We start from the raw sequence: 14,852 nt of genomic DNA on the forward strand, positions 1-14,852 counted from the left end.
TACTTCGCGCACTGGCTGGCGATGGGGGAGCGCGCGGGCGCGCAGCTGCCGAAGATCTTCCAGGTCAACTGGTTCCGGCGCAGCGCCGACGGGAAGTTCCTGTGGCCCGGCTTCGGCGACAACGTGCGCGTGCTGAAGTGGGCACTCGAACGGCTGGACGGCACCGCTCCGGCCGAGCGCACCCCGGTCGGCTTCGTGCCCACCGCCGCCGCGCTCGATCTCGACGGACTCGGCGACGGCTACCGTGGCCTGATCGACGCCGCCCTCACCGTCGATCGCGGCGAATGGGTGCGCGAACTCGAATCGATCGACGAGTGGTACGCCACCATCGGCGGCAACCGTCTGCCCGATGCCCTGCGTGCCGAACTCGCCGCCCTGAAACTCCGCCTGGCCGAGGAAGTCTGACCGTGCGCGACCAGACCAGCCCGAATCCGCTGCAGCGCCTGCGCTACATCTGCGGCGGGACGCTGCCGCCGGCCATGTCGCAGTGGGTGATCGACGATCTGACCGGGCCGGGGGCGGCGCGGCGCTACATGCTGCGCATCCTCATCCCGATCATCCCGCCGCTGTGCCTGTTCCTGCTCATTCCCGGTCCGCTGTGGATCGGGCTGGCCATGATGGCGCTGCTGTACCTGCCGCTGATCTACTTCACGGCCGCGCTCATGTACGTGTTCCGGCGGGCCCGCCTCACCAAGCACGGCCTGGATCCGGCCCTGGCCGACCAGCGCGAACGCGATCGCGCCGCCGCCGCGCGGGCCGCCTACGAGCGGGCGCACGGCCGCGGCTGAACCCGGGGCGGATCAGCTCAGGTAGCGCTGGGTGAACTCGGTCAGGATGCCGGTGCCGTTGCCCTTCACCTGATCCCAGGAGAAGGGCAGCTGCTTGACCTCGTCGTAGGAGCGGGTGCCGGGTGCGACCGGGACGTCGGTGCGGGCGGGAATCATCTTGTGCGCGGCGGTGATCTGCTGGGCCTCGGGGGTGAACATGTAGTCCACCAGGGCTTTCGCGGCCGCCGGATTGCGGGTGGTGTTCAGGATGAAGACCGGGCGCGGGGTGATGACGGTGCCCGAGGCCGGTGAGATGACCCGCAGCGGAACGCCTTTGGCGGCCGCGTCGTAGGCCGCGTAGTCGACGCCGCCGAGGACGACGGCGTAGGCGCCCGCGGTCACCTGGTCGAGGGCGGGGCCGTTGCCGCCGCGCACCACCATGCCATTGTCGAAGAGGGCGTCGAACATGGCCCAGGTGCGGTCCTTGCCCCACGCGCTGACCATGGCGGCCAGCAGGTCCCGGGCGGTGCCGGATTCACGCGGGTCCGGCATGATCACCCGGCCATGGAATTCGGGGGCGGCCAGATCGGCCCAGTCGTTGGGCAGGCGCGGGCTCGCCTTGCTGTTGACCACCATGGTGAGCGCCGACCCGTCCCGGCCGATGAAGCCGTGATCCTTGCCGATCCAGCCGTCGTGCACCCGGTCCGCGCCGTGCGGGGTGTAGGGCAGGGTGCGGCCCTGCAGGTCGTACTCCGCCGCGGGCGTCCACGACGCCAGGTACACCACGTCGGCCTGCGGCTGCGGGCCCTCCTTGTCGAGGATGGCGGTGATCTTGCCGGTTTCGCCGTTGACGACGTGCACCTTCACCCCTGACGCCCGGGTGAACCCGGCCAGCAGGTCGTCGGTGAGGTCCTGCGGATTCGCCGAGTACAGGGTGAGCTGCCCGGACAGCCCGGGCGGCGGGGTCCACGAACTGGTCACGGCGGGAACGGATGCCGGTTCGGCATGCGTGCCGCAACCGGTGGTCGCGAGCGTGGCGGCGGCGACGGCCGCGATGACAGCGCGGCGGGGGAGCGACATTCCGCGGAACCCTTTCCGAAGGACCCCGTCTCACTTCGGGTTCCACAGCAATCTGGCGCGAGAGATTAGGCAGCGTCTCTGACTCGGCAGGGTGCGCCGGGTGAACATCCGGTGACATCTCGGACCACGGCAATCCTTTTACGCGGTGCAGTGAGCTGTGTCACAGTTTGATAGCGGTTCGCCTCAACTGTCGCAAACGTTTTTCATTTCTTTTGCACTGTCTTTACGATTACCGGCGATCTGCCAAGCGTCGTGGTTCTCCAGCCTCGCCCGCCGCTGCCTCTCGATTCGATGCCAGTACATGTTGACCGATGAACCGGGCGGCCCTGCCGTGCCGGCGAAGGAGAGATATGTCCACCGACACCGATCAGCCTCCACGGACGTCGCTTCCCGGCTTCGCCGCCCTGGTGCGCCACGATCTACCTGCCTCGATCGTCGTCTTCCTGGTCTCCCTGCCGCTGTCCATCGGCATCGCCGTCGCCATGGGCGCGCCGGTCGCCGCTGGACTCATCGCCGCGGTGGTGGGCGGCGTGGTCGCCGGACTCTTCGGCGGATCGACCCTCCAGGTCAGCGGGCCGACCGCCTCGCTGACCGTGGTGGTCGCCGGATCCATCACCCAATTCGGCTGGGCCGCTACCTGTTTCATCACCATCCTGGCCGGTGGCCTGCAGATTCTGTTCGGGCTCAGCCGGATCGCACGCGGGGTGCTGGCCATCGCGCCGGTGGTGGTGCACGCCATGCTCGCCGGAATCGGCGTCGTCATCGCGCTCGAACAGGTGCATGTGCTCATGGGCGGCGATTCGCTGACCTCGTCCTGGGACGCCCTCGTCGCGCTGCCGCACCAGCTGGCCTCGGTTCACCCCGGTGACCTGTGCATCGGACTGGTCGTCATCGCCATCCTGCTCGGCTGGCGGCGGCTGCCCGAACCGGCTACCCGGGTGCCGGCGCCATTGGTCGCGGTGGTGGTCGCGACCCTGCTGGCGCGCGTGCTGCCGGTGCGGGTCGAGCGCATCACGCTCAATGGCTCACTGCCGGCGGAACTGCATCTGCCCCAGCTGCCGCACGGCAGCTGGGCCACGGTGGCGCTGATGGCGGTGACCATCGCGCTCATCGCCAGCGTGGAGACCCTGCTATCGGCCGTGGCGGTGGACCGGATGCGCCAGAACTCCAGGCGCCGAACGGATCTGGACCGCGAGCTGCTCGGTCAGGGCGCGGCCAACATCGTCTCCGGACTGATCGGCGGCCTGCCGGTGGCGGCGGTCATCGTGCGCAGCATCACCAATGTCAAAGCGGGAGCGCGCACCAAGGCCTCGACCATGCTGCACGGGCTGTGGATCCTGCTCTTCTCGGTGGCGCTGGTCGACGTGGTGCGCTCGATTCCCAAGGCGGCGCTGGCCGGACTGCTCATCGTGGTCGGCATCCAGCTCATCAAACTCGCCCACATCCGGCGCGCCCAGCGCACCGGCGACCTCGTGGTGTACGCCGCTACCGCCTTCGTGGTGGTGTTCTGGAATCTGTTGCTGGGCATGCTGGTCGGGCTCGCACTGGCCTTCGGCCTGCTGCTGTGGCGAGTGGTGCGGGTGTCGGTGGCGGCCGAGGAGGTGGACGCGCGGCGCTGGCGGGTCACCGTCGACGGCAGCTTCACCTTCCTGGCGCTGCCCAGGCTCACCGCCGAACTCGCCAAGGTGCCCGGCAGCGCCGAGGTGGTGGTCGAGATGACCGTCGACTTCATGGACCACGCCGCCTACGACGCGGTGCAGGACTGGGTGGACCAGCACCGGAGTGCAGGCGGCACAGTCGAATTCGTGGAGGTCGGCGCGGTGCGCATGGCCGATGTCGCCGACGGGCCGCCCGCCCGCGGGCACTCCCGGCACCTGCTGAACGAGGTCCTCGGGCCTTGGCGGCGCACCGCCACCGACGTGGACCCGATCGTCGCCGGCGTGGCCGCCTATCACCGTAGCCACGCGCACGTCGTGCGCCCGCACCTCGGGGTGCTGCGCGACGGTCAGGAACCGGACTCGCTTTTCGTCACGTGTGCCGACTCCCGCATCGTGCCGAACGTGATCACCAACAGCGGTCCGGGCGACCTGTTCACGGTGCGCAATGTGGGCAACCTGATTCCGCGTGACGCCCAGGACTCGTCGATGGAGGCCGCGCTCATCTACGCCCTCGACAAGCTGGATGTCCGCTCGGTGGTGGTGTGCGGGCACTCCGGGTGCGGCGCCATGGGCGCGCTGCACAGCGAACTGGTCACCGGGTCTCAACTCGACGACTGGCTCGCGCATGCCCGGCCCAGCCTCGAGCGCTTCCGGCTCGGGCATCCGGTCGCGGTGGCCGCGGCGGCGGCCGGGTTCGATCCGGTCGATCAGCTCGGCATGGTGAATGTGGCGGTGCAGCTGGAAACGCTGTACGCGCATCCGGTGGTGCGCCGCGGCGTGCAGGAGCGCGGTGTGGTGCTCTCGGGCCTGTTCTTCGATATCGCCACCGCGCGCGTGGTGGAGGTAACCGTGGACGGGATCGCCGAGATCGATGACGTCGGGCGGGTGGCCCAACCCGCGTGACGGCCGGGGAAGAAGGGGTGTGGGCCCGAGAGGGTTCATACCCCTTTCGCGTTGGGGCCCATCTTTCTCAGACTTTGATAAGTCTTTACCTTTAGTCTTGGCTCTGCTCGTCCGGTGAGTCTGCGGCCAGAGCTGTCCGCAGCTTTTATTCGATGCCCCCTGTACATGCTCGCTGAGGAGCGAAATGTCTCGCGACACCGATTCACCGCCAGGCAGAACCGACGGCCGGCTCGACAGCCTGCTGCGTCATGATCTTCCTGCATCCCTTGTCGTCTTTCTCGTCGCACTGCCGCTCTCGCTCGGCATTGCGGTCGCCTCCGGCGCACCCATCGCCGCCGGACTCATCGCCGCCGTGGTCGGCGGCCTCGTGGTCGGCCTGCTCGGCGGTTCACCGCTGCAGGTCAGCGGGCCCGCGGCCGGCCTGACCGTGGTGGTCGCCTCTACCATCAACGAATTCGGCTGGAAGACAGCCTGTTTCATCACCGCGCTGGCCGGTATGCTGCAAATCCTGTTCGGGCTCAGCCGCATTGCCCGCGCCGCGCTGGCCATCGCGCCGGTCGTGGTGCACGCCATGCTCGCCGGTATCGGCGTCACCATCGCGCTGCAGCAATTCCATGTGCTGCTCGGCGGCACCTCACAGAGTTCCGCGTGGGAGAACCTGAAGGAACTGCCGAACCAGCTGCTCAACCTGCACGGCGACGACTTCGTCGTCGGCCTGGTGGTCATCGCCATCATGCTCAGCTGGAAGTACGTGCCGGGCAAACTGAAGGTGCTGCCCGGCCCCCTGATCGCCGTGGTCGCCGGCACCGTGCTGTCGCTGGTGCTGCCCGGTGATCCGGAGCGAATCGTGTTGAGCGGCTCGCTGTTCGACGCCATCGGCCTGCCCGACCTGCCCTCCGGCGAGTGGGGTGAGGTGGTGCTCGCGGCACTGACCATCGCCCTGATCGCCAGCGTGGAGAGCCTGCTGTCGGCGGTCGCCGTGGACAAGATGCACACCGGCGCGCGCACCAACTTCGACCGCGAACTGGTCGGGCAGGGCGCGGCCAATGTGATCTCCGGCGGCCTCGGCGGCCTGCCCGTCACCGGCGTCATCGTGCGCAGCGCCACCAATGTGCAGGCCGGCGCCCGCTCGCGCGCCTCGGCCTTCCTGCACGGCATCTGGATCCTGGTGTTCTCGGTGGCGCTGGTCGGCCTGGTGCAGCAGATTCCCAAATCGGCCCTGGCCGGTCTGCTCATCGTGGTCGGCATCCAGCTGGTCAAGCTCGCCCACATCAAGCTGGCCCGGCGCACCGGCGACCTGCTGGTGTACCTGGTGACCGTGTTCGGCGTGGTGTTCCTGAACCTGCTCGAGGGCGTCATCATCGGCCTGGCGCTGGCCTTCGGCCTGCTGCTGTGGCGGGTCGTGCGCGTCTCGGTGACCGCCGGCGAGGTGGCCGGCACCGATCGCTGGCTGGTCAGCATCGACGGCACCTGCACGTTCCTGGCCCTGCCGAAACTGTCCTCGGAACTGGTCAAGGTGCCCGGCGGGACCGACGTGCTGGTCGAGATGAGCGTCGACTTCCTCGACCACGCCGCCTACGAGGCCATCCACGACTGGGCGGGCCAGCACGAAAGTACCGGTGGCACAGTCGAATTCGTGGAACTCGGCACCGCCCGCATGGCGCACGCCCTGACGGGCCCGCCGGTGCGCGGGCGCGCCCGCACCCTGCTCGACGATGTGCTGCGCCCCTGGCGTGAGGACGACGGCAACCCGATCACCCAGGGCGTGGCCGCCTTCCATCAGCGCAACGCCCACCTGGTGCGCCCGCACCTGGACGAGCTACGCGACGGGCAGAACCCGCACTCGCTCTTCCTGACCTGCGCGGATTCGCGGATCGTGCCCAACATGATCACCAACAGCGGTCCCGGTGACATGTTCACCATCCGCAATGTCGGCAACCTGGTGGTCCCCGGCGGCCGCGACAGTTCCATCGAGGCGGCGCTCGCCTTCGCCATCGACGATCTGATCGTGGACAACGTCGTGGTCTGCGGTCACTCCGCGTGCGGGGCGATGAAGGCACTGGTCGCGGGCGGGCCCACCGGGCCCGGCCTGGGCAACTGGCTGGTCCACGGCCGGGCCAGCCTGGATCGCTTCCACTCCGGCGACCCGGTCGCCGCCGCGGCGGCGCGTGCCGGATTCGGGGTGGACGACCAGCTGTCCATCGTGAATGTGGCCGTCCAGCTGGACACGCTGCGCGCCCACCCGGTGGTCCGGCGGGCGATCCTGGAACGTGGCCTCGAGGTCTCCGGCCTGTTCTTCGACATCGGGACCGCCCGAGTCCTGGAGGTCACCGCCACGGGCATCCGGGAAATCGAGGCACCCGAGCTATCGGCGTTGGCCCACACCCACTGATAGCGCCCACCCTGCGATGGTGCGGGCTTCCCGTTCGGGAATGCCCGCACCATTGTGTTTTCCGGGTGGCGATCCGGCCGGTACTCGCCGCCGGGCGCGTCGGCGCGGTGGGGGAGCCCGCGCGGCATACGCTGAGCGCGCCTCGCGGCATCGCGAGTCGAACGGGTGCGCCGGGGGTCGCGGGGGAGCGGCCCACATCGGCGCGAAAACGTGACATCGTGGGTAGTAATCACCGTGGATCGGCCGGATCGGAGTCGAATGGAAATGGTTGCGCAGCCCCCCGTTTCACAGGCGCTGGTGCCGGGCACCGACCTACTGCGACCACAGTGGCTGGCCGAGCGGATCGCCGACATGGGAATCTCGTGGGGGACTGCCAACACGCGAGTGTCGGGGACGCTGTGGTGGTGCATGGCGGCCTCGTCGCTGGTGGATCCGATCGTCGCGGCCATCGCGAGCGGGCGGCCCGCCTTCGACCCCGCGCTCGAGCACATCGCCCTGGAGATCCGGCCCGACGGCGGCGTGGAACGGGTGCTGCCGGAACCGCGCGGCTACCTCGTCGGCGCGGGTCCGCTGCCCATCGAATCCTGGTCTCCGATCGCGCCATCGCCGCGATCCGGGGAGGCCGCGGGCCCGGCGAGTGGCGGTCCGGTGGTGCCCGCCGAGGACGCGGACGCCGAGTCCGGAGGCTGCTGTGCGACGGCGTCCGTCGGACATGCGTTGCGGCACACGCTGTCTCGCGTGATTCCGGTGGTGGCCGAGGTGTCCGGCGCGGGCGCGGCCTCGCTGTGGGCGATCGTGGCCGACGCCATCGGCAACCGCGCGCTCGACATCGGGGCCGAGGATGCCGGTGCTCGCCTGGCCCGCGACGTCGCGGGCCGGCTGCCGGTGCCACGGTTCCAGGACGTCGGCGGCCGCACCTTCGTCCGCCGCATCTCCTGCTGCCTGGTCTTCGAGGTGCCGGGCTGCGAGATGTGCACCAGCTGTCCCAAACGCCCCGCCCCCGAACGCGAAGCCCTGCTCGCCGAGGTCGCCGCGCGGGGCTGACGGCCCGGTCGAGCGCGTCGGCGCGACCGTGCCCGCCCGCAGCCGCCACTCCGGCTGCCCGAAACCTCCTGCGGCGCAGGACAAGCGCATACATCCGAGGTCGCCGCACGCGGGTGGCGGCCTCGGCGCCGCGGTGAATTCGCTTGCCGTGCCGATGCGGTCGCCCGGAGAATCATGCCGTCGACCTGCCCGGGAGCGCTGGACTCCGCGGTTCGGGCCGATCTTGTTCCACAGGTGCCGCCGGATCCTCGATTCTTCGTGCTGATCGGGTGTTTCACCTGGTCACCGGGGCGGGATCGCCCCCGGCCGGGACCCGCGCGGTGGTGGGCGACGCGGCGGGGCCGGTCCATCGGCGCGCGGTGACAACCGTGCCGATAGAGTGGTGCCGCCGGGGCTCTGCCCTTCACGAAGGGGGTGCCCGGTCATCCAGTCCAACCTGTACGGCGGATCGACCACCCGCCGTGAACCGCCAAGGAGTGTCCAGCCGTGACCACCTCACCCCAGCAGACCCCAGTCGCCCGCGTCCGGGTTACGGCTGGGACTACCGCCGGGGCCGCGGTGCGCGAGGCGGACCTGCCGAGCAAGGGCCCGGCCGCGGTCATCGTGGTGCGGGACGCCGAGGGCGCGCTCAAGGACCTGGCCTGGGTCCCCGAGCTCGACACCGAGGTCGAGGTCGTCACCGCCGATTCCCCGGACGGGCGCAATGTGATCCGGCACTCGGCCGCGCACGTGCTGGCCCAGGCGGTGCAGCAGGAGTTCCCCGAGGCGAAGCTGGGCATCGGCCCGTTCATCAAGGACGGCTTCTACTACGACTTCCAGGTCGACCGCCCCTTCACCCCCGAGGATCTGGCCAAGCTGGAGTCCCGGATGAAGAAGATCATCAAAGGCGCGCAGCGGTTTTCGCGCCGGGTGGTCGAGGTCGACGAGGCCCGCGTCGAGCTGGCCAAGGAGCCGTTCAAGCTCGAGCTCATCTCCGACAAGTCGGGCATCGACGATCCGGAGGTCATGGAGGTCGGCGGCAAAGAGCTGACCATCTACGACAACCTGGACCCGCGCACCGGCGAGAAGCTGTGGGGCGACCTGTGCCGCGGCCCGCACATCCCGACCACCAAGTACATTCCGGCCTTCAAGCTGACCCGCTCCTCGGCCGCCTACTGGCGTGGTGACCAGTCCCGCGAGGACCTGCAGCGCATCTACGGCACCGCCTGGGAATCCAGCGAGGCGCTGGACGAGCATCTGCGCTTGCTCGAGGAGGCCGAGAAGCGCGACCACCGCAAGCTCGGCCTGGAACTGGACCTGTTCTCCTTCCCCGACGAGCTCGGTTCCGGTCTGCCTGTGTTCCACCCCAAGGGCGGCATCATCCGCAAGGAGCTCGAGGACTACTCGCGCCGCCGCCACATCGCCGCCGGCTACGAGTTCGTCAACACGCCGCACATCACCAAGGGCCACCTGTTCGAGGTCTCCGGCCACCTGGACTGGTACCGCGACGGCATGTTCCCGGCCATGCACCTCGACGCCGAACTCAACGAGGACGGCTCGGTACGCAAGCCCGGCCAGGACTACTACGTCAAGCCGATGAACTGCCCGATGCACAACCTGATCTTCCGGTCGCGCGGGCGCTCCTACCGTGAACTGCCGTTGCGCATGTTCGAATTCGGCTCGGTCTACCGCTACGAGAAGTCCGGCGTCGTGCACGGCCTGACCCGGGTGCGCGGCATGACCCAGGACGACGCGCACATCTACTGCACCAAGGAGCAGATGCACGCGGAGCTGACCAACACCCTGCAGTTCGTGCTCTCGCTGCTGCGCGACTACGGCCTCGACGACTTCTACCTGGAGCTGTCCACCAAGGACCCGCAGAAGTTCGTGGGCTCCGACGAGCTGTGGGAGGAGGCCACCGAGACCCTGCGCAAGGTGGCCACCGACTCCGGCCTGGAGTTGGTGCCGGATCCGGGCGGGGCCGCGTTCTACGGCCCGAAGATCTCGGTCCAGGCCAAGGACGCGCTCGGCCGCACCTGGCAGATGTCCACCATCCAGCTGGACTTCAACCTGCCCGAGCGTTTCGAGCTGGAGTACACCGGCTCCGACGGCGCCAAGCACCGCCCCGTCATGATCCACCGTGCGCTCTTCGGCTCCATCGAACGCTTCTTCGGCGTGCTCACCGAGCACTACGCGGGCGCGTTCCCGGCCTGGCTGGCGCCGGTGCAGGTGGTCGGCATCCCGGTCGCCGAGACCTTCGCCGAGCACCTGGACGGCGTGATCGAACGCCTGCAGGACAACGGCATTCGCGCCGAGGTCGACCGCAGCGACGACCGCATGCAGAAGAAGATCTTCAACCAGACCGCGCAGAAGGTGCCGTTCATGCTGCTGGCCGGCGCGCGCGATGTGGAGAGCGGCGCGGTCAGCTTCCGCTTCCGCGACGGCACCCAGGTCAACGGCGTGCCCGTGGCCGACGCGGTGGCCACCATCGTGGACTGGATCGGGCGCCGCGAGAACGAGTCGCCGACCGCGGAGGGCTTCGAGATCCGCAAGGCGGATCGATGAGTGAATGGATTGCCCCCGTGTCCGAGCAGATCGTGGATACCGGTGCCGGGGATCCGGACCGCCTGCAGCGGTTGTGGACCCCGTACCGGATGTCCTACATCACCGGCGAGGCCGAGGATACGAAGATCGACGCGGCCAAGAAGACCGGGCACCCCTTCACCGACATTCCGGAGATGTCGGACGAGGACGGCCTGATCGTCGCGCGTGGTGAATGGGTGTACGCGGTGCTGAACCTGTACCCGTACAACCCGGGCCACATGATGGTGGTGCCCTACCGCCGGGTCGCCAACCTCGAGGACCTGACCACCGAGGAGAGCGCCGAGCTGATGGCGTTCACCCAGCAGGCGATCCGGGTGATGAAGCAGGTGTCGCGGCCCGAGGGCTTCAATGTCGGCCTGAATCTCGGTGGCGTTGCCGGTGGTTCACTCGCCGATCACCTGCATCAACATATCGTGCCGCGCTGGAGTGGGGACGCGAACTTCATTACCGTCGTCGGCGGAGTGAAGGTGATGCCGCAGCTGCTCCGGGAAACCCGGGCGCTGCTGGCACAGGCGTGGAAGGAAGCCGACGCATGGAAGGACGCGGGATAGCGTGCTGAGCTTCTTCGGTCGCGAGACGTTCGCCAAAGCGACTGCGCCCCTGGGCAAAGCGCTGGTGAGCACTGGGCTCACGCCCGATGCGATGACGCTCATCGGCACCACCGCCTCGATCGTCGCGGCGGTGACCCTGTTCCCGACCGATCACCTGTTCTGGGGAACGATGGTGATCTGGCTGTTCGTCATGTTCGACATGCTGGACGGGGCCATGGCCCGCGCCCGGGGCGGCGGCACGAAATACGGTGCGGTGCTGGACGCCACGTGTGACCGCGTGGCCGACGGCGCCATCTTCGCGGGGCTGGCCTGGTGGTCGGTGTACCACGCGAACTCCAAGCATCTGTTCGTGGCCACCCTGGTGGTGCTGGTGACCTCGCAGGTCATCTCGTACGCGAAGGCGCGGGCGGAGGCCAGTGGGCTGTCGGCCGACGGCGGCCTGATCGAGCGGCCCGACCGGCTGGTCATCGTGCTGGTCGGCGCCGGATTCACCGGTATCGGCGGCTATTTCGGCATCACCTGGCTGTCGTACGCGGTGTACGCGGCCATGTACGCGCTGGCCGTGCTCAGCATCATCACCGTCTTCCAGCGGGTGCTGGCGGTGCGCAATTCCCCCGGCGCCCGTGACATCATCGCCCCCACGGCGAAGGCTCCGGAGGAACCGCAGCGGTGACAACCGATTTCACGTCCGCGATGACCGACAAGGCGTACGCGGCCGGGTGGCGGCTTGTCCGCGGACTGCCGGAGGGCATGGCGCGCAAGGGCTTCGACGCGGGCGCGAACGCCGTCGCCCGGCGATCGAACCGGAAGGCGCACCGCGGGCACCCGAACCAGCTGCGCCGCAACCTCGCCCGCGTGCTGGGCACGACACCCGAGGCGGTGCCGGACAGCCTGATCGCGGCGAGTATGCGGTCCTATGCCCGCTATTGGCGCGAGGCGTTCCGGCTGCCGTCGATGGACCACACCGTGCTCGGACAGCTGCACGTGCAGGGGGTCGAACACCTGGACGCGGCGCTGGCCCGGGGTAAGGGTGTGCTGCTGGTCCTTCCGCACTCGGGCAACTGGGATATGGCCGGGGTCTGGCTGGTGCAGAACTACGGCCAGTTCTCCACGGTCGCAGAGCGTTTGAAGCCGGAGTCGCTGTTCGAGCGGTTCGTCGAGTACCGGGAGAGCCTGGGCTTCGAGGTGTTCCCGCTGACCGGCGGCGAGCAGCCGCCGTTCCCGCAGCTGGCCGATCGGCTGCGGGACAACAAGGTGGTCTGCCTGATGGGGGAGCGCGACCTCACCGGCAAGGGGGTGCCGGTCACCATGTTCGGTGAACGCACCTGGCTGCCCGCCGGCGCGGCCAAGCTGGCCGCCGACACCGGTGCCGCGCTGCTGCCCGTGCACTGCTGGTTCACCACCGAGGCCGACGGCCGCGAGGGCTGGGGCATGCAGGTCTTCGAGGCGCTGGATCTGTCCGGGGGCGTGGCACCCGCCACCCAGGCGCTGACCGACGTGTTCGCCGCCAATATCGCCGCCCATCCGGCGGACTGGCACATGCTGCAACCCCTGTGGGAAAGCGACCTGTCGCAGGCCAGACTGGAACGTATCGCCGCTGCGCAACAGGCGCTGGGCTATGACGCGCAGGGGTCGCAGGGAACAGGGGCGCTATGAGAATCGGCATGGTCTGCCCGTATTCGTTCGATGTGCCGGGCGGGGTGCAAGCCCATGTCGTGGAGCTGGCGCAGGTGCTCATCGAGCGCGGCCACAAGGTGAGCGTGCTCGCGCCCGCCGCCGACGACACGCCGCTGCCCGATTTCGTGGTGTCGGCGGGCAAGGCCGTGGCCATCCCCTACAACGGTTCGGTGGCGCGACTGTCCTTCGGGCCCACCGCCTATACCCGGATCCGCCGCTGGATCGCCGAGAACGACTTCGACGTCCTGCACATCCACGAACCCAACGCACCCAGCCTGTCCATGCTGGCGCTGAAGATCGCGGAGGGGCCGATCGTGGCCACCTTCCACACCTCGACCACGAAGTCGCTGGTGCTGAGCACTTTTCAGGGTGTGCTGCGGCCGTACCACGAGAAGATCAGCGGCCGGATCGCGGTGAGCGAGCTGGCGCGGCGCTGGCAGGTGGAGGCGCTGGGCGGGGACGCGGTCGAGATCCCCAACGGCGTCGACGTGCCCGCGTTCGCGCACGCGCCGCTGCTGGCCGGGTATCCGCGCGCGGGGAAGTCGGTGCTGTTCCTGGGCCGGTTCGACGAGCCGCGCAAGGGCATGGAGGTGCTGCTCGGCGCGCTGCCGGAACTGGTGCGCCGGCATCCGGGGCTCGAGCTCCTGATCGTCGGCCGCGGTGACGAGGACCGGCTGCGTCGCGAGGCCGGGGAGAACGCGGGACACCTGCGCTTCCTCGGTCAGGTGTCGGATGCCGAGAAGGCCTCGGCCATGCGCAGTGCCGATGTCTATGTCGCGCCCAATCTCGGCGGTGAGAGCTTCGGCATCGTGCTGGTCGAGGCCATGGCCGCCGGGACCGCCGTGGTGGCCAGCGATCTGGACGCCTTCCGCCGCGTGCTGCGCGACGGCACCGCGGGCCAGCTGGTGCCGGTCGGGGACTCGGCCCGGCTGGGCGAGGCGATCAGCGGCATGCTGACCGACGACGCCCGGCGCGAGGAGTTCATCCGCACCGCGAATCAGGTTGTCGGCGAATATGATTGGCCGGTCGTGGCCGAGCAGATCCTGCGGGTGTACGAGACCGTGACCGTCGGCGACGTGCGTGTCAGGACCGCTGGATGATCACCTTCTCCGCGACGACCATCCTGGTCCTCGCCCTCGTCGCGGCCCTCATCGTCACCGCCGCGGTCTGGGCCTACACCACCGCCAACCGCCTCGACCGCCTGCACGTGCGCACCGACCAGGCCCGCCACGCGCTCGACGCGGCGCTGGCCCGGCGCGCGGTGGTGGGGCGCTCGGTGGCCACCACCCTGGCCGGGCTCTACGATCCGTCCCTGGTCGAGCAGGCCCGCCGGCTGACCGCCCTGGCCGACCGCGCCGAACGCTCCAACTGGCGCGACCGCGAAACCGTCGAGAACCAGCTCGCCGCCGCCCTGTCCGCGGTCGACATCGCGCTGCTGCCACCCCAGCTGGTGGCCGAGCTCGCCGATGCCGAGGCCCGGGTCCTCATCGCCCGCCGCTTCCACAACGACGCGGTCCGCGACACCCTCGCCCTGCGGACCCGCCGCCTGGTCCGCTGGCTGCACCTCGGCGGTACCGCACCGCTGCCGACCTACTTCGAGATCGCCGAACGGGTCACCCCCGCCGCCTCCACCGGCCTCGACGTCGACACCGTCCGCACCTCGGCCCGCGTGGTCCTGGTCGACGAGAACGACCGGGTCCTGCTGCTGCAGGGCGTCGACCCCAAGGTCCCCGACGTCCCGTTCTGGTTCACCATCGGCGGCGGCGTCAACCCCGGGGAAACCCTGCGCGAGGCCGCGATCCGCGAGCTCTACGAGGAAACCGGCCACGCCGCCGACTCCTCGGCCCTGCGCGGCCCGCTCTGGCGCCGGGTAGCGGTGTTCCCCTTCAACGGCGAACTCATCCGCTCCGAGGAACTCTTCTTCGCGCTGCGTGCCAAGGCGTTCGACCCGGTTCCCACCAATCTCGACTACATCGAACGCCGCTCCATCACCGGCAGCAAATGGTGCACCCCCACCGACATCGCCCAGATCGACCACTCCGGCGAGACCGTCTACCCCTACCACCTCGACCACCTCCTCGCCGAGGCCATCGCGGCCGCCGACTCGGAGATCGACCCGGAAGTCCGCTCCATCCGCTGACAACCGCCGGCCTCGGTCCGGTGGGTGGGATCGGTGGCTGAAAGCTCGCATTCCGGG

Annotated in this window: 12 protein-coding genes; 11 read left to right on the forward strand and 1 reads right to left on the reverse strand. The window is 69.4% G+C overall.

Going from position 1 to position 14,852, the window contains the following annotated elements; translation table 11 throughout:
* The coding region (locus ABZV44_RS17350; RefSeq protein WP_354837106.1) for a phosphoenolpyruvate carboxykinase domain-containing protein at nucleotides 1-405 on the forward strand (405 nt) is incomplete at its 5' end.
* A 2-nt stretch (nucleotides 406-407) separates the two neighbouring features.
* Entirely contained in the window at nucleotides 408-788 is a 381-nt protein-coding gene (locus ABZV44_RS17355) for a DUF5313 family protein (RefSeq protein ID WP_354837108.1), read from the forward strand.
* A gap of 12 nt (nucleotides 789-800) precedes the next feature.
* Here ABZV44_RS17355 and ABZV44_RS17360 read toward each other — a convergent pair whose 3' ends face one another.
* Nucleotides 801-1,847 carry an extracellular solute-binding protein gene (locus ABZV44_RS17360; RefSeq protein ID WP_354837110.1) on the reverse strand — a complete coding sequence of 349 codons (1,047 nt, stop codon included), beginning with the start codon at nucleotides 1,845-1,847 and terminating at the stop codon, nucleotides 801-803.
* A 350-nt stretch (nucleotides 1,848-2,197) separates the two neighbouring features.
* Here ABZV44_RS17360 and ABZV44_RS17365 point away from each other — a divergent pair, with 350 nt between their 5' ends.
* From ABZV44_RS17365 to ABZV44_RS17405, 9 genes are all read left to right on the forward strand, one after another.
* A complete protein-coding gene (locus ABZV44_RS17365; RefSeq protein ID WP_354837112.1) occupies nucleotides 2,198-4,408 on the forward strand; it encodes a bifunctional SulP family inorganic anion transporter/carbonic anhydrase in 2,211 nt (736 codons plus the stop codon).
* A gap of 184 nt (nucleotides 4,409-4,592) precedes the next feature.
* Nucleotides 4,593-6,800: a bifunctional SulP family inorganic anion transporter/carbonic anhydrase gene (locus ABZV44_RS17370; RefSeq protein WP_354837114.1), complete on the forward strand. Its 2,208-nt coding sequence runs from the start codon at nucleotides 4,593-4,595 to the stop codon at nucleotides 6,798-6,800.
* A gap of 264 nt (nucleotides 6,801-7,064) precedes the next feature.
* The gene (locus ABZV44_RS17375) at nucleotides 7,065-7,844 is read left to right on the forward strand and encodes a (2Fe-2S)-binding protein (RefSeq protein ID WP_354837116.1); all 780 of its coding nucleotides are present in this window, start codon (nucleotides 7,065-7,067) and stop codon (nucleotides 7,842-7,844) included.
* Between the two features lie 486 nt (nucleotides 7,845-8,330).
* A complete protein-coding gene (gene thrS, locus ABZV44_RS17380; RefSeq protein WP_354837118.1) occupies nucleotides 8,331-10,388 on the forward strand; it encodes a threonine--tRNA ligase in 2,058 nt (685 codons plus the stop codon).
* The gene (locus tag ABZV44_RS17385) at nucleotides 10,385-10,978 is read left to right on the forward strand and encodes an HIT domain-containing protein (protein ID WP_354837120.1); all 594 of its coding nucleotides are present in this window, start codon (nucleotides 10,385-10,387) and stop codon (nucleotides 10,976-10,978) included. The genes thrS and ABZV44_RS17385 overlap by 4 nt, the downstream gene beginning before the upstream one ends.
* A 1-nt stretch (nucleotide 10,979) precedes the next feature.
* Nucleotides 10,980-11,651, forward strand: a complete 672-nt coding sequence (gene pgsA, locus ABZV44_RS17390; protein WP_354837122.1) for a phosphatidylinositol phosphate synthase — start codon at nucleotides 10,980-10,982, stop codon at nucleotides 11,649-11,651.
* A gap of 20 nt (nucleotides 11,652-11,671) precedes the next feature.
* Entirely contained in the window at nucleotides 11,672-12,634 is a 963-nt protein-coding gene (locus ABZV44_RS17395; RefSeq protein WP_354837546.1) for a phosphatidylinositol mannoside acyltransferase, read from the forward strand.
* A complete protein-coding gene (locus ABZV44_RS17400) occupies nucleotides 12,631-13,755 on the forward strand; it encodes a glycosyltransferase family 4 protein (protein ID WP_354837124.1) in 1,125 nt (374 codons plus the stop codon). Before ABZV44_RS17395 ends, ABZV44_RS17400 begins: the two co-directional genes overlap by 4 nt.
* Nucleotides 13,755-14,795, forward strand: coding sequence for an NUDIX domain-containing protein (locus ABZV44_RS17405; protein ID WP_354837547.1), 1,041 nt, complete (start codon nucleotides 13,755-13,757; stop codon nucleotides 14,793-14,795). The genes ABZV44_RS17400 and ABZV44_RS17405 overlap by 1 nt, the downstream gene beginning before the upstream one ends.
* The last annotated feature ends 57 nt before the right edge of the window (nucleotides 14,796-14,852 follow it).

The organism is Nocardia sp. NPDC004860 (assembly GCF_040609015.1).
Classification (GTDB): Bacteria; Actinomycetota; Actinomycetes; order Mycobacteriales; family Mycobacteriaceae; genus Nocardia.

What these genes read in the sequence shown, in the direction of transcription:
- ABZV44_RS17360 (WP_354837110.1), bottom strand. Translation starts at nt 1,847, where the DNA reads ATGTCGCTCCCCCGCCGCGCTGTCATCGCGGCCGTCGCCGCCGCCACG.
- ABZV44_RS17365 (WP_354837112.1), top strand. Translation starts at nt 2,198, where the DNA reads ATGTCCACCGACACCGATCAGCCTCCACGGACGTCGCTTCCCGGCTTC.
- ABZV44_RS17370 (WP_354837114.1), top strand. Translation starts at nt 4,593, where the DNA reads ATGTCTCGCGACACCGATTCACCGCCAGGCAGAACCGACGGCCGGCTC.
- ABZV44_RS17375 (WP_354837116.1), top strand. Translation starts at nt 7,065, where the DNA reads ATGGTTGCGCAGCCCCCCGTTTCACAGGCGCTGGTGCCGGGCACCGAC.
- ABZV44_RS17385 (WP_354837120.1), top strand. Translation starts at nt 10,385, where the DNA reads ATGAGTGAATGGATTGCCCCCGTGTCCGAGCAGATCGTGGATACCGGT.
- ABZV44_RS17395 (WP_354837546.1), top strand. Translation starts at nt 11,672, where the DNA reads ATGACCGACAAGGCGTACGCGGCCGGGTGGCGGCTTGTCCGCGGACTG.
- ABZV44_RS17400 (WP_354837124.1), top strand. Translation starts at nt 12,631, where the DNA reads ATGAGAATCGGCATGGTCTGCCCGTATTCGTTCGATGTGCCGGGCGGG.